At 54.9% G+C, this 15,195-nt stretch carries 16 protein-coding genes; 8 read left to right on the top strand and 8 right to left on the bottom strand.

The features are described from left to right. Positions 1-25: 25 nt before the first annotated feature. Positions 26-2,317, bottom strand: a complete 2,292-nt coding sequence (gene adiA / locus SERS4_RS0124890; protein WP_026142595.1) for an arginine decarboxylase — start codon at positions 2,315-2,317, stop codon at positions 26-28. A gap of 161 nt (positions 2,318-2,478) precedes the next feature. Between adiA and SERS4_RS27110 the strand changes: the two genes are divergently transcribed. Next, on the top strand, positions 2,479-2,667 hold the full coding sequence (locus SERS4_RS27110; RefSeq protein ID WP_156816668.1) for a hypothetical protein: 189 nt from the start codon (positions 2,479-2,481) through the stop codon (positions 2,665-2,667). Positions 2,668-2,676: 9 nt separating this feature from the next. On the opposite strand, the gene SERS4_RS0124885 is transcribed toward SERS4_RS27110, so the two are convergent. From SERS4_RS0124885 to gpmM, 3 genes are read right to left on the bottom strand one after another with little or no spacing between them, the layout of a single operon-like run. Then, positions 2,677-3,633 carry a divergent polysaccharide deacetylase family protein gene (locus SERS4_RS0124885; protein WP_017894432.1) on the bottom strand — a complete coding sequence of 319 codons (957 nt, stop codon included), beginning with the start codon at positions 3,631-3,633 and terminating at the stop codon, positions 2,677-2,679. Between the two features lie 2 nt (positions 3,634-3,635). Next, the gene (gene envC, locus SERS4_RS0124880) at positions 3,636-4,970 is read right to left on the bottom strand and encodes a murein hydrolase activator EnvC (RefSeq protein ID WP_026142594.1); all 1,335 of its coding nucleotides are present in this window, start codon (positions 4,968-4,970) and stop codon (positions 3,636-3,638) included. A 9-nt stretch (positions 4,971-4,979) separates the two neighbouring features. Next, positions 4,980-6,524, bottom strand: coding sequence for a 2,3-bisphosphoglycerate-independent phosphoglycerate mutase (gene gpmM / locus SERS4_RS0124875; RefSeq protein ID WP_026142593.1), 1,545 nt, complete (start codon positions 6,522-6,524; stop codon positions 4,980-4,982). A gap of 299 nt (positions 6,525-6,823) precedes the next feature. Between gpmM and SERS4_RS0124870 the strand changes: the two genes are divergently transcribed. The 5 genes from SERS4_RS0124870 (at position 6,824) to cysE (ending at position 10,012) form a co-directional block, all read left to right on the top strand. Beyond that, positions 6,824-7,258, top strand: coding sequence for a rhodanese-like domain-containing protein (locus tag SERS4_RS0124870; protein WP_012147491.1), 435 nt, complete (start codon positions 6,824-6,826; stop codon positions 7,256-7,258). 28 nt (positions 7,259-7,286) lie between these two features. Continuing rightward, positions 7,287-7,535, top strand: coding sequence for a glutaredoxin 3 (grxC, locus tag SERS4_RS0124865; RefSeq protein ID WP_012147490.1), 249 nt, complete (start codon positions 7,287-7,289; stop codon positions 7,533-7,535). Between the two features lie 59 nt (positions 7,536-7,594). Then, complete coding sequence (gene secB / locus SERS4_RS0124860; protein ID WP_017894429.1) at positions 7,595-8,065, top strand: protein-export chaperone SecB; 471 nt, start codon at positions 7,595-7,597, stop codon at positions 8,063-8,065. After that, a complete protein-coding gene (gpsA, locus tag SERS4_RS0124855; RefSeq protein WP_017894428.1) occupies positions 8,065-9,084 on the top strand; it encodes an NAD(P)H-dependent glycerol-3-phosphate dehydrogenase in 1,020 nt (339 codons plus the stop codon). Before secB ends, gpsA begins: the two co-directional genes overlap by 1 nt. A 106-nt stretch (positions 9,085-9,190) precedes the next feature. Then, positions 9,191-10,012, top strand: a complete 822-nt coding sequence (gene cysE / locus SERS4_RS0124850; RefSeq protein WP_012147487.1) for a serine O-acetyltransferase — start codon at positions 9,191-9,193, stop codon at positions 10,010-10,012. Positions 10,013-10,075: 63 nt separating this feature from the next. Here cysE and SERS4_RS0124845 read toward each other — a convergent pair whose 3' ends face one another. The 4 genes from SERS4_RS0124845 to cpxR form a co-directional block, all read right to left on the bottom strand. After that, positions 10,076-10,747, bottom strand: a complete 672-nt coding sequence (locus SERS4_RS0124845; protein ID WP_012147486.1) for a DUF3313 domain-containing protein — start codon at positions 10,745-10,747, stop codon at positions 10,076-10,078. A gap of 162 nt (positions 10,748-10,909) precedes the next feature. After that, the gene (trmL, locus tag SERS4_RS0124840; RefSeq protein WP_012147485.1) at positions 10,910-11,383 is read right to left on the bottom strand and encodes a tRNA (uridine(34)/cytosine(34)/5-carboxymethylaminomethyluridine(34)-2'-O)-methyltransferase TrmL; all 474 of its coding nucleotides are present in this window, start codon (positions 11,381-11,383) and stop codon (positions 10,910-10,912) included. A 63-nt stretch (positions 11,384-11,446) separates the two neighbouring features. Further along, entirely contained in the window at positions 11,447-12,820 is a 1,374-nt protein-coding gene (cpxA, locus tag SERS4_RS0124835) for an envelope stress sensor histidine kinase CpxA (protein ID WP_017894427.1), read from the bottom strand. Further along, positions 12,817-13,515, bottom strand: a complete 699-nt coding sequence (gene cpxR, locus SERS4_RS0124830) for an envelope stress response regulator transcription factor CpxR (RefSeq protein ID WP_004953234.1) — start codon at positions 13,513-13,515, stop codon at positions 12,817-12,819. The genes cpxA and cpxR overlap by 4 nt, the downstream gene beginning before the upstream one ends. Positions 13,516-13,664: 149 nt before the next feature. On the opposite strand from cpxR, the gene cpxP reads away from it, so the two are divergent. Both cpxP and fieF read left to right on the top strand, forming a co-directional pair. Further along, positions 13,665-14,159 carry a cell-envelope stress modulator CpxP gene (gene cpxP / locus SERS4_RS0124825; RefSeq protein WP_017894426.1) on the top strand — a complete coding sequence of 165 codons (495 nt, stop codon included), beginning with the start codon at positions 13,665-13,667 and terminating at the stop codon, positions 14,157-14,159. Positions 14,160-14,275: 116 nt separating this feature from the next. Next, positions 14,276-15,178, top strand: coding sequence for a CDF family cation-efflux transporter FieF (fieF, locus tag SERS4_RS0124820; protein ID WP_017894425.1), 903 nt, complete (start codon positions 14,276-14,278; stop codon positions 15,176-15,178). Positions 15,179-15,195 lie beyond the last annotated feature (17 nt).

Raw genomic sequence — 15,195 nt, 5'->3', positions numbered from 1 at the left:
CGCACAGCCACGTGCGGTGCCCCGGTCAGATAGTTTTAATACACATCACCTGGTATTTACCATCGGTAATGGTAATACCTGCAGTTTCGTGTTCAAACCCTGCGAAGGTGTCATCCCATTTTTGCAATGCGCGCAGGTAGGCAATTTGCGCACTTTCTTTCCCGTCTACGGGTTCACCGAACTGCTCACCGGACATCAGCATAGGGATACCCGGTGGGTAAGGGAGAACCGCATTGGCTGCTACCCTGCCATGCAGGTCATCAAGACCGACCAGCTCACATTCGCCTTGAACCATTTTTTGGTACGCGGCACGCGGTGTTAATACTGGTGTTGGCAGAGCGTCATAGGCCTGGTTAAGCAACTTGCCGAGGTCATCCTGTTTCAGGAAGGCAAACATCTTATCGCCGAGATCTTTCAGACCCAGTGCGCCATACTCCGCGCTGTATTTTGCGGCAAGTTCCGGCAGCACTTCGGACAGCGGGGTGTTGGCGTCATAATGACGTTTAAAGGACAGCAGGGCTTCCAGCAACGTCCCCCATTTCCCTTTGGTCACCCCCATAGAGAACAGGAACATCAGTTGGAAGTCGGTGGTGCGGGTTGGCACAATGCCGTTGCGGGCTAGCCAGGCGTTAACCAGGGCTGCCGGCACCCCGGTGTCTTCCAGCGTACCGTCCACGTTAATGCCCGGAGCCAGGATGCTGACCTTGACCGGGTCGATCATCGCCCAATCCGCGTCGAGACCTTTGAAGCCATGCCACTCATCATCTGGATTCATTACCCAGTAGCTTTGATCGGTAGCCAGAGCCTCTGCGGGGATATCTTGGAATGGGACGTCTTTTTCTTCACCGGGTTTGCGACCTTTTTCGATATTCCAGGGTTTAAAGAACCACTCACCTTTTTTCTGGAATTCTGCATACAGGCGGGCTAATGCCTGGCGGAAGTCCACCGCTTCATTAATCGCTTCCTGCGTCAGCGATTGACCGCATTCTCCATCCATCATCTGCGCGGCAATGTCGTTAGACGCGGCAATGATATAAGACGGTGAGGTGGTGGTGTGCATCATATAGGCTTGGTTAAAACGCGGGAAATCTAAGGGTTTCTCACCGTTACGGATATGAATATAAGAGGCGGGTGACAGTGCATTGAGCATTTTATGGCTGGACTGGGTGGCGACGACCGTTGATAAATTCGATGCATGATCTTTTGGGTTGTCGCGCATGGCAAAGTAATTTTTATACATCGTGTTAAAGCGAGCATAGCCGTACCAGGCTTCATCAAAATGAAGCACTGGAACTATACTTTCCCGTCCCGCCCCGGGACTAATAGCGCGCTCTATCGCTGCTACGTTATAACAAATACCGTCATAAGTACTGTTTGTTAGTACAAGGTATCCATTATCCCGCTCGCCAAATGGATTATGCAGCAGTTTATATTCTATGGTGTTGTACCACATCTCTGAATTTGGTACTGGCCCAATAATCCCATAAGCATTGCGGATAGGGTTCATATAGACCGGTGCGGCCCCGGTGAGAATTAGCCCCTGCTCGATTGATTTATGACAATTACGGTCGACTACTGCAGCCAACTTCTCGGTTAAACAGGCCTGCATTACGCTACGGTTGTTGCCAGAGGTACCTACCACGCCCGAATAGGATTTTTCAGCGCCAAACACGCGGGCAATATTTGTTTCGCTGTCTTTGAAGGCGCCGGTATGGTCCAGCAATGAGCCCAGTGCGGTACGTTCGATGCCTGAGTCGGTGCGAAACAGGTTCTCGCCATAGAAATCGTGAAATATACGGCCGGCCGGCGTTTTGGTAAAGCCTACCCCGCCCTGGTGCCCAGGCACCGCCCAGGAATATTCATGGGTCTGGTTGTATTTCATTATGGCCGACATCAGCGGCGGCAGTAGCTGCTGTCGATAGCGTCTAATGGCGGCCATAATGCGCCCGGCGATAAAATCGGCCGAGTCTTCCAGGATCCAGGCGAACTCACTGATTTGCTCCATCATCTCGAGGCTAAGTGTTTTGGTTACGGTGCCGCGGTCGCTCAGCAGAAACACCGGCGCATTTTCTTGGCGCTCATGCAGTTTATCCAATAAGTTCTGTGCGGGATCGACTTCTTTCGGGTCCATGCTACGGGCCAACAGCAGGCAATCAATAGGCTCGTTAGCGTCGATAATGGACTCACCGTCCGGCACAGAAGTGGCGCGCATGACTTCAATATCACGGTTATTCAACTGCTTAATCAGGCGTTCTATTGCGGCGGTGGGGTAACCGCCCGGTGTTGTAAACTCGCTTTCTACCAGTAGTGCTTTCATATCAATAAACTCCATTTATGTATTGCTCGTTGTTTAACCTATGCCTGTTTTGCCGACGTATTATTGATATAGATTAATAAACATTAACTTTTGCGGGTGGTATTAATGTCTTTGCGATCATGTGAAATGGAATGATTGGTATGGTTTTGCATTGAAATTATTTGATTTATTTTATTGTTATTGCTTTTTTTTCTACATTTATGCTTTTTAAAAATGATGTTTTTATCATCATAAATAAAGATTTTTTAATGAGTTTATCGGGTGTGATGATTGGGGTTACGGGCAGGTGTGAGGGGATTTCAGGAAAAGAAAAGCGACAAGCAGAAGGCTCTGCTTGTCGCCTGTTTTAGCGGGAAAACTTATGACTTGGTTTGTTCCGGCCCTGTCCAGCGTTGCCACTGGCGTTTAATAAAGGTCACGGCCGGCGACTGTGCCACGCTTTCGCCGATCACGCTTATAGCCTTGCCTGCACTGACTTTTTCCTTCGGCAACTTGACCTTGCACTGTTTGATACCGCCAGTGAACGGGTTCTTCGGCTGCGGTTTCGGCGGTTTGGCCACTGGTGGGACGTAACTGCCACCGCTGCTACCTTGCGGTTCATTCAGCAGGGAGCTCGGTTTTACCAGTACGATATCGGCCGGCAGCGTCGGCAGCATTTGCTGCAACACTCTTACCGTTGCCGGGCGCGGGTGGCCAATGGCGATGGCGGAGCCGTTGCGTCGTGCCAGCTCGACCGCGCGGTTGAACTGACGGCGGATATCGGCCTCGTTGGCGGTATCGTCCAGGAATACCTTCCGTTTGATCACCTTCACGTGTGTGCCGGCGGCAGCGCGGGTGGCCTGGCTATTGCCAATGGTCATGCTGTCGAGGAAATAGAGCTGGTAACTGTCGAGCGCCTGCATCACTTTCTGCATGCCCGGCAGGCTGGAGGTCATGGCGCTGCCCATGTGGTTATTCATACCCACCGCATAGGGCACATTATTGACCGCATTGCGGATAATGCGCTGGATCTCTTCGCTGCTCATGGAAGGCTGTAACGTATCGCGCTCCAGCGGTTGCTTGCTGAGCGGTGCCATCGGCATATGGATCAGCACTTCGCGGCCCTGACTGTGGGCGCGGGTGGCCATTAAATGGGCATGAGGGGCGTTGGGCAGTACGGCGACGGAGATAGCCGTCGGCATCTGCAGCACGGCGCCTTCCTCATGCGGGCGATAACCCACGTCATCGATAACGATGGATAACTTCCCTGCCTGCGCGGCACAAACCTGCAGCAGACAGCCAATCAATACGACAGTACGGGTTTTGATATAGCGCAAATCTATCTTCCCAACCACGGCAGTGGGTTAACGGCCTGACCCTGGCGACGGATTTCGAAATAGAGCGACGGCGTTCCCTGGCCCCCGCTGGTACCCACTAAGGCGATTGGTTGACCGGCACGCACCTGCGCCCCGACATTGACCAACGCGCTTTGGTTGTAGCCATACAGGCTCATGTCACCCTTACCGTGCTCGATGACGACCACCAGGCCATAGCCCTGCAACCAGTCGGCCAGCAATACGCGGCCATCGGCAATGGCTTTCACTTCGCTGCCTTCTCTGGCCTCGATGACCATGCCTTTCCAGCGTAGCTCGCCCTGCAGCTGTTCGCCGAAACCGTGCAGTGTGCGGCCGCGCACCGGCCATATGGCCTGTCCGTTTGGTCGACCGAGGCCGCCGGTACGGGCCATCAGTGAACGGTCGGCTTCGCTTGGCTTATAGCTGGTGCCGGTTTTCTTCGCCTGCTGTTCTTTGACGCGAACCTGTTCGCGCACCTTGGCGGCTTCACGGGCTTCGCGTTCCGCACGGGCGCGGGCTTCTCGTTCGGCCCGGGCAATTTTGTCGCGCATGCGGGTTTCGTTCTGACGCAGTTCCACCAGACGCTGCTGGTCTTTTTCCAGCGAGGCTTCCAATGCGGTCAGCGTTTTCTTACGCGCTCCGCGTGCCTGCTCCAGCTTCTGTTGCTGCGTCTGTTGCTCGCCCAGCAGCGATTTCTGTTGGCCTTGCTTGGCGACCAGCGTGGTTTTTTGCTTGGCCAGTTCGGCGCGGGTTTGTTTCAGCTCTTCAATCGTTTGCTGGCGTGCTTCGTTCAGATAACCGAAGTAAGCCAAAATACGTTCGCTGCGTTGGCTCTCTTCACCGCTAAGCACCAACTGGACGGCGCTGTGCTGACCCTGCCTAAAGGCGGCATCGAGTTGCTTGGCAAGGATTTCCTGCTGGGTTGACTGCTGTTTTTGCAGCTTGGCGATTGAGGCGTTCAGGCCGGAGATATCTTTCCCCAACTGGCTCAAAGTGCCCTGGGTATCACGCAGCAGGCGGCTGGCCTGCGCGATGGTTTTTTCTTGCTGCTTAAGCTGGTCTTGCAGTGAGCTGCGCTGTTGCTGCTGCTGTTTAACCGCCTTTTCTTTCTCGGCGATGCTCTGCTGGATGTCTTTGAGTTGGGATTTGTTGTCTTCCGCCGCCTGGCTGGCTAACGGCAACAACAAGACGCCAGCGTAAAATACGCTGGCGCACATGGTGGTCAACTTCCTTGGCGCGGTGCGTTCAGGCAGCGGTTGGCTGCCTGCGTTTGCGCTTCGGGTTACCCTTGATAGTGCAAAAAACGCCTTTTCCCTCATGGAGAAGGATTATTCCACGATGAACAGCGGCTTACCAGTCATCTCTTGCGGGATTTCCATTCCCATCAGCGCCAGCATGGTTGGCGCGATGTCCGAAAGCTTGCCACCATTGACTGCGCTGGCAGGCTTGCCGATGTAAATCAGCGGTACCGGCAGGCTGGTGTGAGCGGTATGCGCCTGACCGGTAGCCGGATCGCGCATTTGTTCGGCGTTGCCGTGATCGGCGGTGATCAGCAACTGCCCGTCGACGGCCTTAACTGCCTCAACCACCTGAGCAATGCAGTTATCCAGAGTTTCTACTGCCTTCACTGCCGCGTCGTAGACCCCGGTATGGCCCACCATGTCCCCATTCGGATAGTTGCAGATAATGGCGTCGTATTTACCACTGGCAATGGCGGCCAGCAGTTTGTCGGTCAGCTCGGCGGCGCTCATTTCCGGCTGCAGATCGTAGGTAGCGACCTTCGGTGAGTTGACCAGCACGCGATCTTCACCGGTGAAGGGTTCTTCAACACCGCCGTTAAAGAAGAAGGTGACGTGAGCGTATTTTTCGGTTTCCGAGATGCGTAGCTGGGTCTTGTCGTGTTTCATCAGCCACTCACCGAAGGTATTGCTCAGCGATGCAGGCGGATAGGCGCAAGGGGCTTTGATATCGGCGGCATACTCGGTCAACATCACGAAATCACCAAAATTGATGACTTTGGCGCGAGGGAAGCCGTCGAAATCGGCATTAACGAAAGAGCGGACGATCTGGCGTGCGCGATCGGCACGGAAGTTCATGAAGATCAGTGCGTCGCCATCATGTAATTCGGCCTTGGCTTCACCGGCGGCTTGCAGCACGGTCGGCTTGACGAATTCGTCGTTTTCACCGCGCTCGTAAGCGGCCTGCAGAGCAGCCACGGCGTTATCGGTGACGTAATCCCCCTTGGCCTGGGTCAGCAGATCGTAGGCCAGTTGAACGCGGTCCCAACGGTTGTCGCGGTCCATGGCGTAATAACGGCCAATCAGCGACGCGATGCGCCCGGTGCCCAGTTTGGCAAAGGCATCGCTAAAGCGTTGCAGAGAGGCTTCTGCGCTGCGTGGCGGGGTATCGCGACCGTCCAGGAAGGCGTGCAGGTAAACGGCTTTGGCGCCGCGCTGCGAAGCCAGTTCAATCATCGCCAGAATATGGTCTTCGTGGCTGTGGACGCCGCCCGGTGACAGCAGGCCCATGATATGTACCGCTTTGCCGGCCTGTACGGCCTTATCGACCGCCGCCGTCAGCGTCGGGTTGGCGAAGAAATCGCCTTCTTTGATCTCTTTATCCAGTCGGGTCAGGTCCTGATAAACGATGCGCCCGGCACCCAGGTTGACGTGGCCGACTTCCGAGTTACCCATCTGGCCGTCAGGCAGGCCGACATCCAGCCCGGACGCGGCGATCAGCTGGTGTGGCTGCTGTTGCCACAGACGGTCCATTACCGGCGTTTTGGCGTTCAGAATGGCGTTGTCCTGTTGCTCCTCGCGGTGGCCGTAACCGTCCAGGATCACCAGTACCATCGGCTTTTTGTTACTCGACATTGCGTTAACCTCGTTATGAACTTTTAAGTTGTGAATAGTCATCAACCCCTGGCCGGGCGGATGACTATTCACTCTCAAAACCGCCCGATTTTACAACGCGACCGCTTAAAAAGAGCCCAGAGAGATCAAAGTTGCGGTGAACAAGGGCGGCTTTTATGCTGTGGCATCGTGAATTTCTCAGCGTAGCCCGCAGTTTCTGCAATAGCGCTTGCTTATTGGCTGTATTTGCTGCACTCGGCAGGTATACTCTGGAACCTTGAGTTATTTTTTCCCTTAACTAACGGGAGTTGTTACACCCCATGCTGCAAGAAATTATGCAATTCGTTAGCAAGCATCCCATACTGAGCCTGGCCTGGATCGCCCTGCTGGTTGCGGTGATCGTCATGACGTTCAAGAGCAGTTTCTCCAAGGTGAAAGAGATCACCCGTGGTGAAGCCACCCGCCTGATTAATAAAGAAGATGCCGTTGTGGTTGATACCCGCAGCCGTGATGATTTCCGCCGAGGCCACCTGGCCAACGCCATCAACCTGACCGCCAGCGAAATCAAAAGCGGCAGTCTGGGCGAGCTGGAAAAACACAAGGCTCAGCCGATCATCGTGGTTTGTGCCAACGGCACCACCTCCCGCGAGCCGGCAGAGAACCTGAGCAAGGCCGGTTTTGAAAACGTAGTTACGCTGAAAGACGGTATTGCCGGCTGGAGCGGGGAAAACCTGCCGTTAGTGCGCGGTAAGTAATTCTTTAACGTATTTGAGGTGGTAATCCATGGCTAACATTGATATCTACACCAAAGCGACCTGTCCGTTCTGTCATCGCGCCAAAGCGCTGCTGAACAGCAAGGGAGCCGCGTTTAACGAAATCGCCATTGATGGTGATAATGAAAAACGCGAAGCGATGATTGCGCGCAGTGGGCGCACCACCGTGCCTCAGATTTTCATCGACGGCCAACATATTGGCGGCTGTGATGATTTATATGAACTCGATGCTCGTGGTGGTCTGGATCCGCTGCTTTAAGCGGATGACTGCCGGTTACTGAGTATCAATAAGGACGTTTAACCAAGGGTATTACACACATGTCAGAACAAAACAGCACAGAGATGGCTTTCCAGATCCAGCGTATTTACACCAAGGATATCTCCTTCGAAGCGCCAAAGGCTCCGCAGGTTTTCCAGCAGGAATGGCAGCCAGAAGTTAAACTGGATCTAGATACCGCTTCCAGCCAGTTGGCTGATGAAGTGTATGAAGTTGTACTGCGCGTAACCGTGACGGCCTCTCTGGGCGAAGAAACTGCGTTCCTGTGTGAAGTGCAGCAGGCGGGTATCTTCTCCGTAGCGGGCATCGACGGTACTCAGTTGGCGCATTGCCTGGGTGCATACTGCCCGAACATTCTGTTCCCGTATGCGCGTGAGTGCATCACCAGCCTGGTTTCTCGCGGTACATTCCCGCAGCTGAACCTGGCACCGGTTAACTTTGACGCGCTGTTCATGAACTATCTGCAGCAGCAGTCAGAAGGCGAAGGTGCCACACCACATCAGGATGCCTGATGAACACCGTCAATGCTTCAATGACTGTAATCGGTGCCGGCTCGTACGGCACCGCATTAGCTATTACGCTGGCGCGTAACGGCCACTCCGTGGTGCTGTGGGGCCATAACCCCGAGCAAATTCAAAAGATGCAGCGCGATCGCTGCAATCAGGCATTTCTTCCCGATGTCGCTTTCCCCGATACCCTGTTGCTCGAAGCCGATCTGGCGCGCGCGCTGGCTGCCAGCCGCGATGTGCTGGTAGTGGTGCCAAGCCACGTGTTCGGTGACGTGCTGCGCCAGTTGAAACCGCATCTGCGTCCGGATGCCCGCATTGTGTGGGCCACCAAAGGGCTGGAAGCGGAAACCGGCAGGCTGTTGCAGGACGTGGCGCGCGAAGCGCTGGGCGAGACTATTCCGCTGGCGGTGGTCTCAGGGCCGACGTTTGCCAAAGAGCTGGCCGCCGGGCTGCCGACCGCGATTGCGCTGGCTTCTACCGACGCGCAGTTCGCCGAAGATTTGCAGCAGTTGCTGCACTGTGGCAAAAGTTTCCGCGTGTACAGCAACCCCGATTTTATCGGCGTTCAACTGGGCGGGGCGGTGAAGAACGTGATTGCCATCGGTGCCGGGATGTCAGACGGTATCGGGTTTGGTGCCAATGCGCGAACGGCACTGATTACCCGTGGCCTGACGGAAATGACCCGTCTTGGCTCTGCGTTGGGGGCTGACCCATCGACCTTTATGGGCATGGCCGGGTTGGGCGATCTGGTGTTAACCTGCACCGATAATCAATCGCGCAACCGCCGTTTCGGTATTATGCTGGGACAGGGTAAAGGCGTGCAGGAAGCGCAGGACAGCATCGGTCAGGTGGTCGAAGGCTATCGCAATACCAAAGAGGTATTGGCACTGGCGCAACGCTACGGCGTGGAAATGCCGATTACCGAACAGATTTATCAGGTGTTGTATTGCCATAAAAATGCCCGGGAAGCTGCGCTGAGCCTGCTGGGGCGTACCAGAAAAGACGAAAAGCACAGCGCATAACCTATAAAACTGATATGCGGGGCGGCATGCTGACCCGGCAATTGAATTGGGCTGCCTGACTGCGATGCGGTGAGGCAGCCTGTTTTGCAAGGCGGAGAGGAACCTGATGTCGTCAGAAGAGTTAGAGCAGGTCTGGAATAGCATCAAATCAGAGGCGAGAGAGCTGGCTGAGTGTGAACCGATGCTGGCTAGCTTTTATCATGCGACGTTGCTCAAGCACGACAACCTGGGTGGTGCGCTCAGCTATATTCTGGCAAACAAGTTGGCCAACCCGATTATGCCCGCTATTGCGGTGCGTGAAGTGGTGGAAGACGCTTACCTGGCCGATCAGCAAATGATCGTTTCGGCGGCTCGCGACATCCTGGCGGTGCGCTTGCGTGACCCGGCAGTAGACAAGTACTCAACGCCGCTGTTGTACCTGAAAGGCTTCCACGCGCTGCAGGCTTACCGTATCGGCCACTGGCTGTGGTTGCAGGGGCGACAGGCGCTGGCAATCTATCTGCAAAACCAGATTTCGGTCGCTTTTGGCGTGGATATCCATCCGGCTGCGACCATTGGCTGCGGCATCATGCTCGACCACGCTACCGGCATTGTGATCGGTGAAACCGCGGTGGTAGAAAATAATGTCTCTATTCTGCAATCGGTCACCCTTGGTGGTACCGGAAAGACCAGCGGCGATCGCCACCCGAAGATCCGCGAAGGCGTAATGATTGGCGCCGGGGCTAAAATTCTCGGCAATATCGAAGTGGGTAAAGGCGCGAAAATCGGTGCCGGTTCGGTGGTGCTGCAATCGGTGCCACCGCATACTACGGCTGCCGGTGTGCCGGCGCGCATTGTCGGTCGACCGGAAAGCGATACGCCATCGATGGATATGGATCAGTACTTCAACGGTACCAACCACGGTTTTGAGTACGGCGACGGTATTTAATCCGGTGGGTTCAAGAATAAATTCAGGGGAGCTTCGGCTCCCCTGATGCTTTCTGACGCGGGATTAACCCTGTTTCGGGAAGTTGGTGATATCGGTGACGACGTCGTCGATCGCCGCTTTCACATCCTCAGCAGTGACCGGCGTGCTGTCGTTGCTAACGGTTTTGCCATAGGTTTTACGCACGACTTCCAGCACTGTTTTACCGGTGTCCTGATCGATCAACTCACCTTCAATATAAAGCGTGGTGTTTTGAGTTCTGTGGCCACTGGCAGCCATGGTGCCGGCAACCACCGCGGCAACTGGAACGACCTCATAGAATTTCATGTCTTCATCTTCAGCGGAGACGGCGGTAATGGCGAGTTTGGCCACCAGAACGCGCGAACCGGCCGGACTTTTCAGGATGGTAAAGCGATCCTGAAGCGCAGCTTTTATCCGCTGGGTGGAATAGGCCTTGATTTTATTCAGCGTGTCCTGGCTCACACGTGTGGTCGGTTTTTCCGCTGGGAAATAGACGACCGGCTGGAAATACAGGCCGCGGTAGTTGGATTCTTTGTAGCTTGGGTCGATCCAACGCAGCGTTTTATGGCCGCTTGGCGACGTCGTTTCTTGCAATTTGCTGTAGTCAGACAGGAACCCCGAGTACTGCTTTGTAGTGGTCACTTTGGACGAACAACCCGCCAGCAACAAACTCACTGCCAATGCCGCCATGGCAACGCTCAAGCGTTGTTTTTTCATACGATTTCCTATGATGAGTGGTGATTACCCCCTACAAAACATAGCTTATTATCTTCTGCCGCAGCGAATATTTTTGGGGCCAAGCGTGCCCTGTTTTTATATCCGTTGTCTGGATCGTGATATACAGCCGGTTTTCGAAGGCGATCAGGGCATGTCGTTGTTTTAAGATTTAATTAATGCGCCCGCATAGTCCAGTTGTCGCCAGGCTTCATACACCACCACGGCGACGGCGTTGGACAGGTTCATGCTACGGCTTTGTGCCTGCATCGGAATGCGGATTTTCTGTTGTGCCGGCAAGGCTTCGAGGATTTCAGCAGGCAGCCCGCGGGTTTCCGGCCCAAACAGCAAATAGTCGCCGGCCTGATAGCTGACCGCGCTGTGCGCGGGGGTGCCTTTGGTGGTCAGGGCAAACAGCCGCTGCGGATTTTCGCTGGCGATAAAAGCGGCGTAGTCGGCGTGACGTCGGATGCTGGCGAATTCATGATAGTCCAGCCCGGCGCGGCGCAGGCGTTTGTCGTCCCACGGGAAGCCCATCGGTTCTATCAGATGCAGTTGAAAGCCGGTATTGGCACACAGGCGGATGATATTGCCGGTATTGGGTGGAATTTCGGGTTCGAATAAAACAATGTTCAACATGTAAAAAGCCCCTCATGACGAGGGGCGCAGAATAGCAAAATCTTACCGACCTGTCTTAGGCGATCAGCGCTGATGCAAGGGTAACCACAGGACTAACCGCAGGCCACCGAGCGGACTGTCTTCCGCTTTCACCCAGCCGCGATGCTGGTTGACTGCCGCCTCTACGATCGCCAGGCCCAAGCCGGTGCCACCGGAGGCGCGATCGCGTGCTTCGTCGGTACGATAAAACGGTCGGAAAATTTGCTCGCGATCTTCCGTACTGACGCCAGGGCCGTCATCGTCGACCACAATGGTAATGCCCTGGTTGTCCGCGCTGAACGCCACGGCGATCCTGGTGTTCGAATAGCGCAGTGCGTTACGCACAATGTTTTCCAGTGCGCTGTCCAACGCGCCGGCGTTGCCGAACAGCGTCCATGGACCAGGAGGAGCGGTGACTTCCAAATGCTTGCCCATTTGCTCGGCTTCAAAGCTGGCGTCATCGAGTACATTGGCCCAGAGTTCATTGGCCAGCAGCCGCTCACGGACCAACTCGCTTTTCTGCTGTCCTCGTGACAGCACCAACAGATCGTTGATCATCGAGTCCAGACGCTGCGCCTCGGTTTCGATGCGCTCCAGCTCACGCCCTTCGCCGTGGCGACGACGCATTAACGCGGTAGCCAGCTGCAGACGGGTTAGCGGGGTGCGCAGCTCATGCGAGATGTCGGAGATCAGCCGTTGCTGAGCGGTCATCATGCGTTCCAGCGAACTGACCATTTGGTTGAAACTGGCACCGGTCGCCAGAAACTCTTGCGGCCCGGCTTCCAGCTCCGGATGCTGTTTCAGATTGCCACGGGCAACGTCATCGGCCGCGTTTTTCAGCTTGCGTGCCGGTTTCGCCAGGCTCCAGGCCAGCCATAGCAGCAATGGGGCGCTGATCAACATGGTGACGATCAGCAGCAGCAGCGGCCGGTCGAACATCAGGTTGATGAAGTCGGATTGTGGGCTGTTGGCCGGACGAATGAGATACAACTGGTAGTTGTCTTCACCATCGCGTACGGAGAAGGGGCCGACCAGTTCGACGCGGCCGTATTTTTTCTTCTTCGGGTGGTCGGAATTATCAGATTGGCCGATAAAATTACGCACCAACTGCATTTCGTTGCGTTGCATGTTGCCAATCACCCGGCCTTCGCTGGTGACCAGGATCAGGCGCTGCCCTGGCGGGGCCCATTTTTCAATGGCGCGGAATAAACGCCGCCACCACATCAGGTCGTTGGCCGGATCGTTTTGCAACTCGGCCTCGACATGTTGTTCCAGCATCAGCCCCTGCCGCTGCTCGCTGTCGAGCAGCGAGGTCATTTGGCGGGAGTCGAGCTTGGGCACCATCAACACCAGCATCAGCACCAGGGCCAATGTGAACCAAAAAATGGCGAAGATACGTGCCGTCAAACTGTTGATCATGTTGCAGATACCATTAAGTAACCCCGTCCACGCAAGGTTTTGAACCACGGGTGGCCGTCTTTGCGGTTCGGCAGTTTACGTCGTAAGTTAGAGATGTGCATATCGATGGCGCGATCAAACGGCGTCAGACGTTTGCCCAGCACTTCCTGGCTCAGCAGTTCACGAGAGACTACCTGGCCGAGATGCTGTGCCAGCAGGTACAACAGGGTAAATTCGGTGCCGGTAAGATCCAGCGTTTGGCCGTCGAAACTGGCTTCCTGGCGGCCCGGATTGAGCTGCAAACCGTCAACGTCCAGCGTGGGTGCGCCGGTATCGACATTTTGCTGCTGCTCGCTCCAGTTGGAGCGGCGCAGAATCGCACGAATACGCGCAACCAGTTCGCGATCGTTAAAAGGCTTTGGCAAGTAGTCATCGGCACCCAGCTCCAGACCCAGTACCCGGTCCAATTCGCTGCCGCGAGCGGTCAGCATAATGACCGGCGTCTGGTGGTGCTGACGCAGCTCTTTTAATGTATCGATACCGTTTTTCTTCGGCATCATGATATCGAGCAACAGCAGATCAATGGAGCTGTCCAGAAGCGACAACGCCTGTTCACCATCGTAGGCCACGACGATAGTAAAACCTTCCATTTCAAGAAGTTCTTTTAACAGCGAGGTCAGCTCGCGGTCGTCGTCAACTAACAGAATTTTGTTCATTGTATTTTTTCCTCCTGACGCAAAATACGTCATCAACTGTTGGCATTCCATGACTTTACGTAGTTTTACATGCACTGACGCATGTTTGCAGGTGCAGCAGTACACTGCTCCTCGTTGATTCGCAAAGTGAGAAAGCACGAGGAGTTAAAATGCGTAAGGTGACCGCATTAGTTATGGCATCAATGCTGGCAATAGGTTCTACCGCTGCGTTTGCTGCTGACACTAAATCGGAAACTGTACCGACTCCCGGCAACGACGCGATGACCCGAGCACCAGGTCAGCACCACATGTTTGACGGTGTTAGCCTGTCTGAACAGCAGCGTCAGCAAATGCGAGATTTAATGCGCCAGGCGCGCCACGATCTGCCTGGTGTCAATGTAGCTGAAATGGAAGCCATGCATAAGCTGGTGACCGCAGACAAATTTGATGAAGCCGCCGTGTATGCCCAGGCGGAACAGATGGCTCAGCAACAGGTTAAGCGCCAGGTCGAAATGGCCAGAGTACGCAATCAAATGTATAACCTGCTGACGCCACAGCAAAAAAGTGTTTTAGACCAGAAACATCAGCAGCGCATGCAGCAGATGGAGCAACAAATTTCTGGTTTGCAGCAAACTTCTGCCCAGAAGTTAAGTATGACTGAGTAGTCCCTGTTTTTCCTTGCCATAGACACCATCCCTGTCTTCCCCCGCCATGATGGCGGGGTTTTTTTTGTCCATCATTCCGCTATATTGGCCCTCTCAACGTTTAACCTGGATGGGTTATGGAACCGCAATATGCGCGTTTGGTGAAATCTGCCGCGTTAGCTGCCACTGCGTTGGCCTCGATACTGCTACTGATCAAAATTGTCGCCTGGTACCACACCGGTTCGGTGAGCCTGCTGGCCGCTTTGGTAGATTCCCTGGTGGATATCGCCGCGTCGCTGACCAACTTGCTGGTGGTGCGTTATTCACTGCAGCCGGCCGACGAGGAACACACCTTCGGGCATGGTAAGGCCGAGTCGTTGGCCGCGCTGGCGCAGAGCATGTTTATTTCCGGCTCGGCACTGTTTCTGTTCCTGACCGGCTTCCAGCATCTGTACTCTCCGGAAACGCTGCGCGATCCCGGTGTTGGTATTGCCGTGACGGTGGTGGCGTTGTTCAGCACCTTGCTGCTGGTCACCTATCAGCGTTGGGTGGTAAGGAAAACCCGTAGTCAGGCCGTACGAGCAGATATGCTGCATTATCAGTCAGATGTCATGATGAATGGTGCTATTCTTATAGCGCTTGCGCTAAGCTGGTACGGTTTTCAACGGGCGGATGCGCTGTTTGCATTGGCCATTGGCGTCTACATTCTTTATAGCGCGCTGCGGATGGGCCATGAGGCGGTGCAATCGCTGCTGGACAGGGCATTGCCGGACGATGAGCGTCAGGCAATTATTGATGTGGTTTCCTCCTGGCCAGGGGTGAAAGGTGCGCATGACCTACGGACCCGCCAGTCAGGTCCGACGCGTTTCATCCAGTTGCATCTGGAAATGGATGATGCGCTGCCGCTGATGCAGGCGCATCTTCTGGCCGAGCAGGTGGAACAGGCACTGTTGCATCGTTTCCCCGGAGCGGATGTCCTCATTCACCAGGATCCCTGTTCCGTGGTGCCAGAGGGCCGACAGGGGCGTTGGGAGCTATAATCAATACAGGGCCTGCA

The organism is Serratia sp. S4, from assembly GCF_000347995.1.
GTDB lineage: Bacteria > Pseudomonadota > Gammaproteobacteria > Enterobacterales > Enterobacteriaceae > Serratia > Serratia quinivorans.
This window is presented reverse-complemented; position numbering and strand designations above follow the sequence as displayed.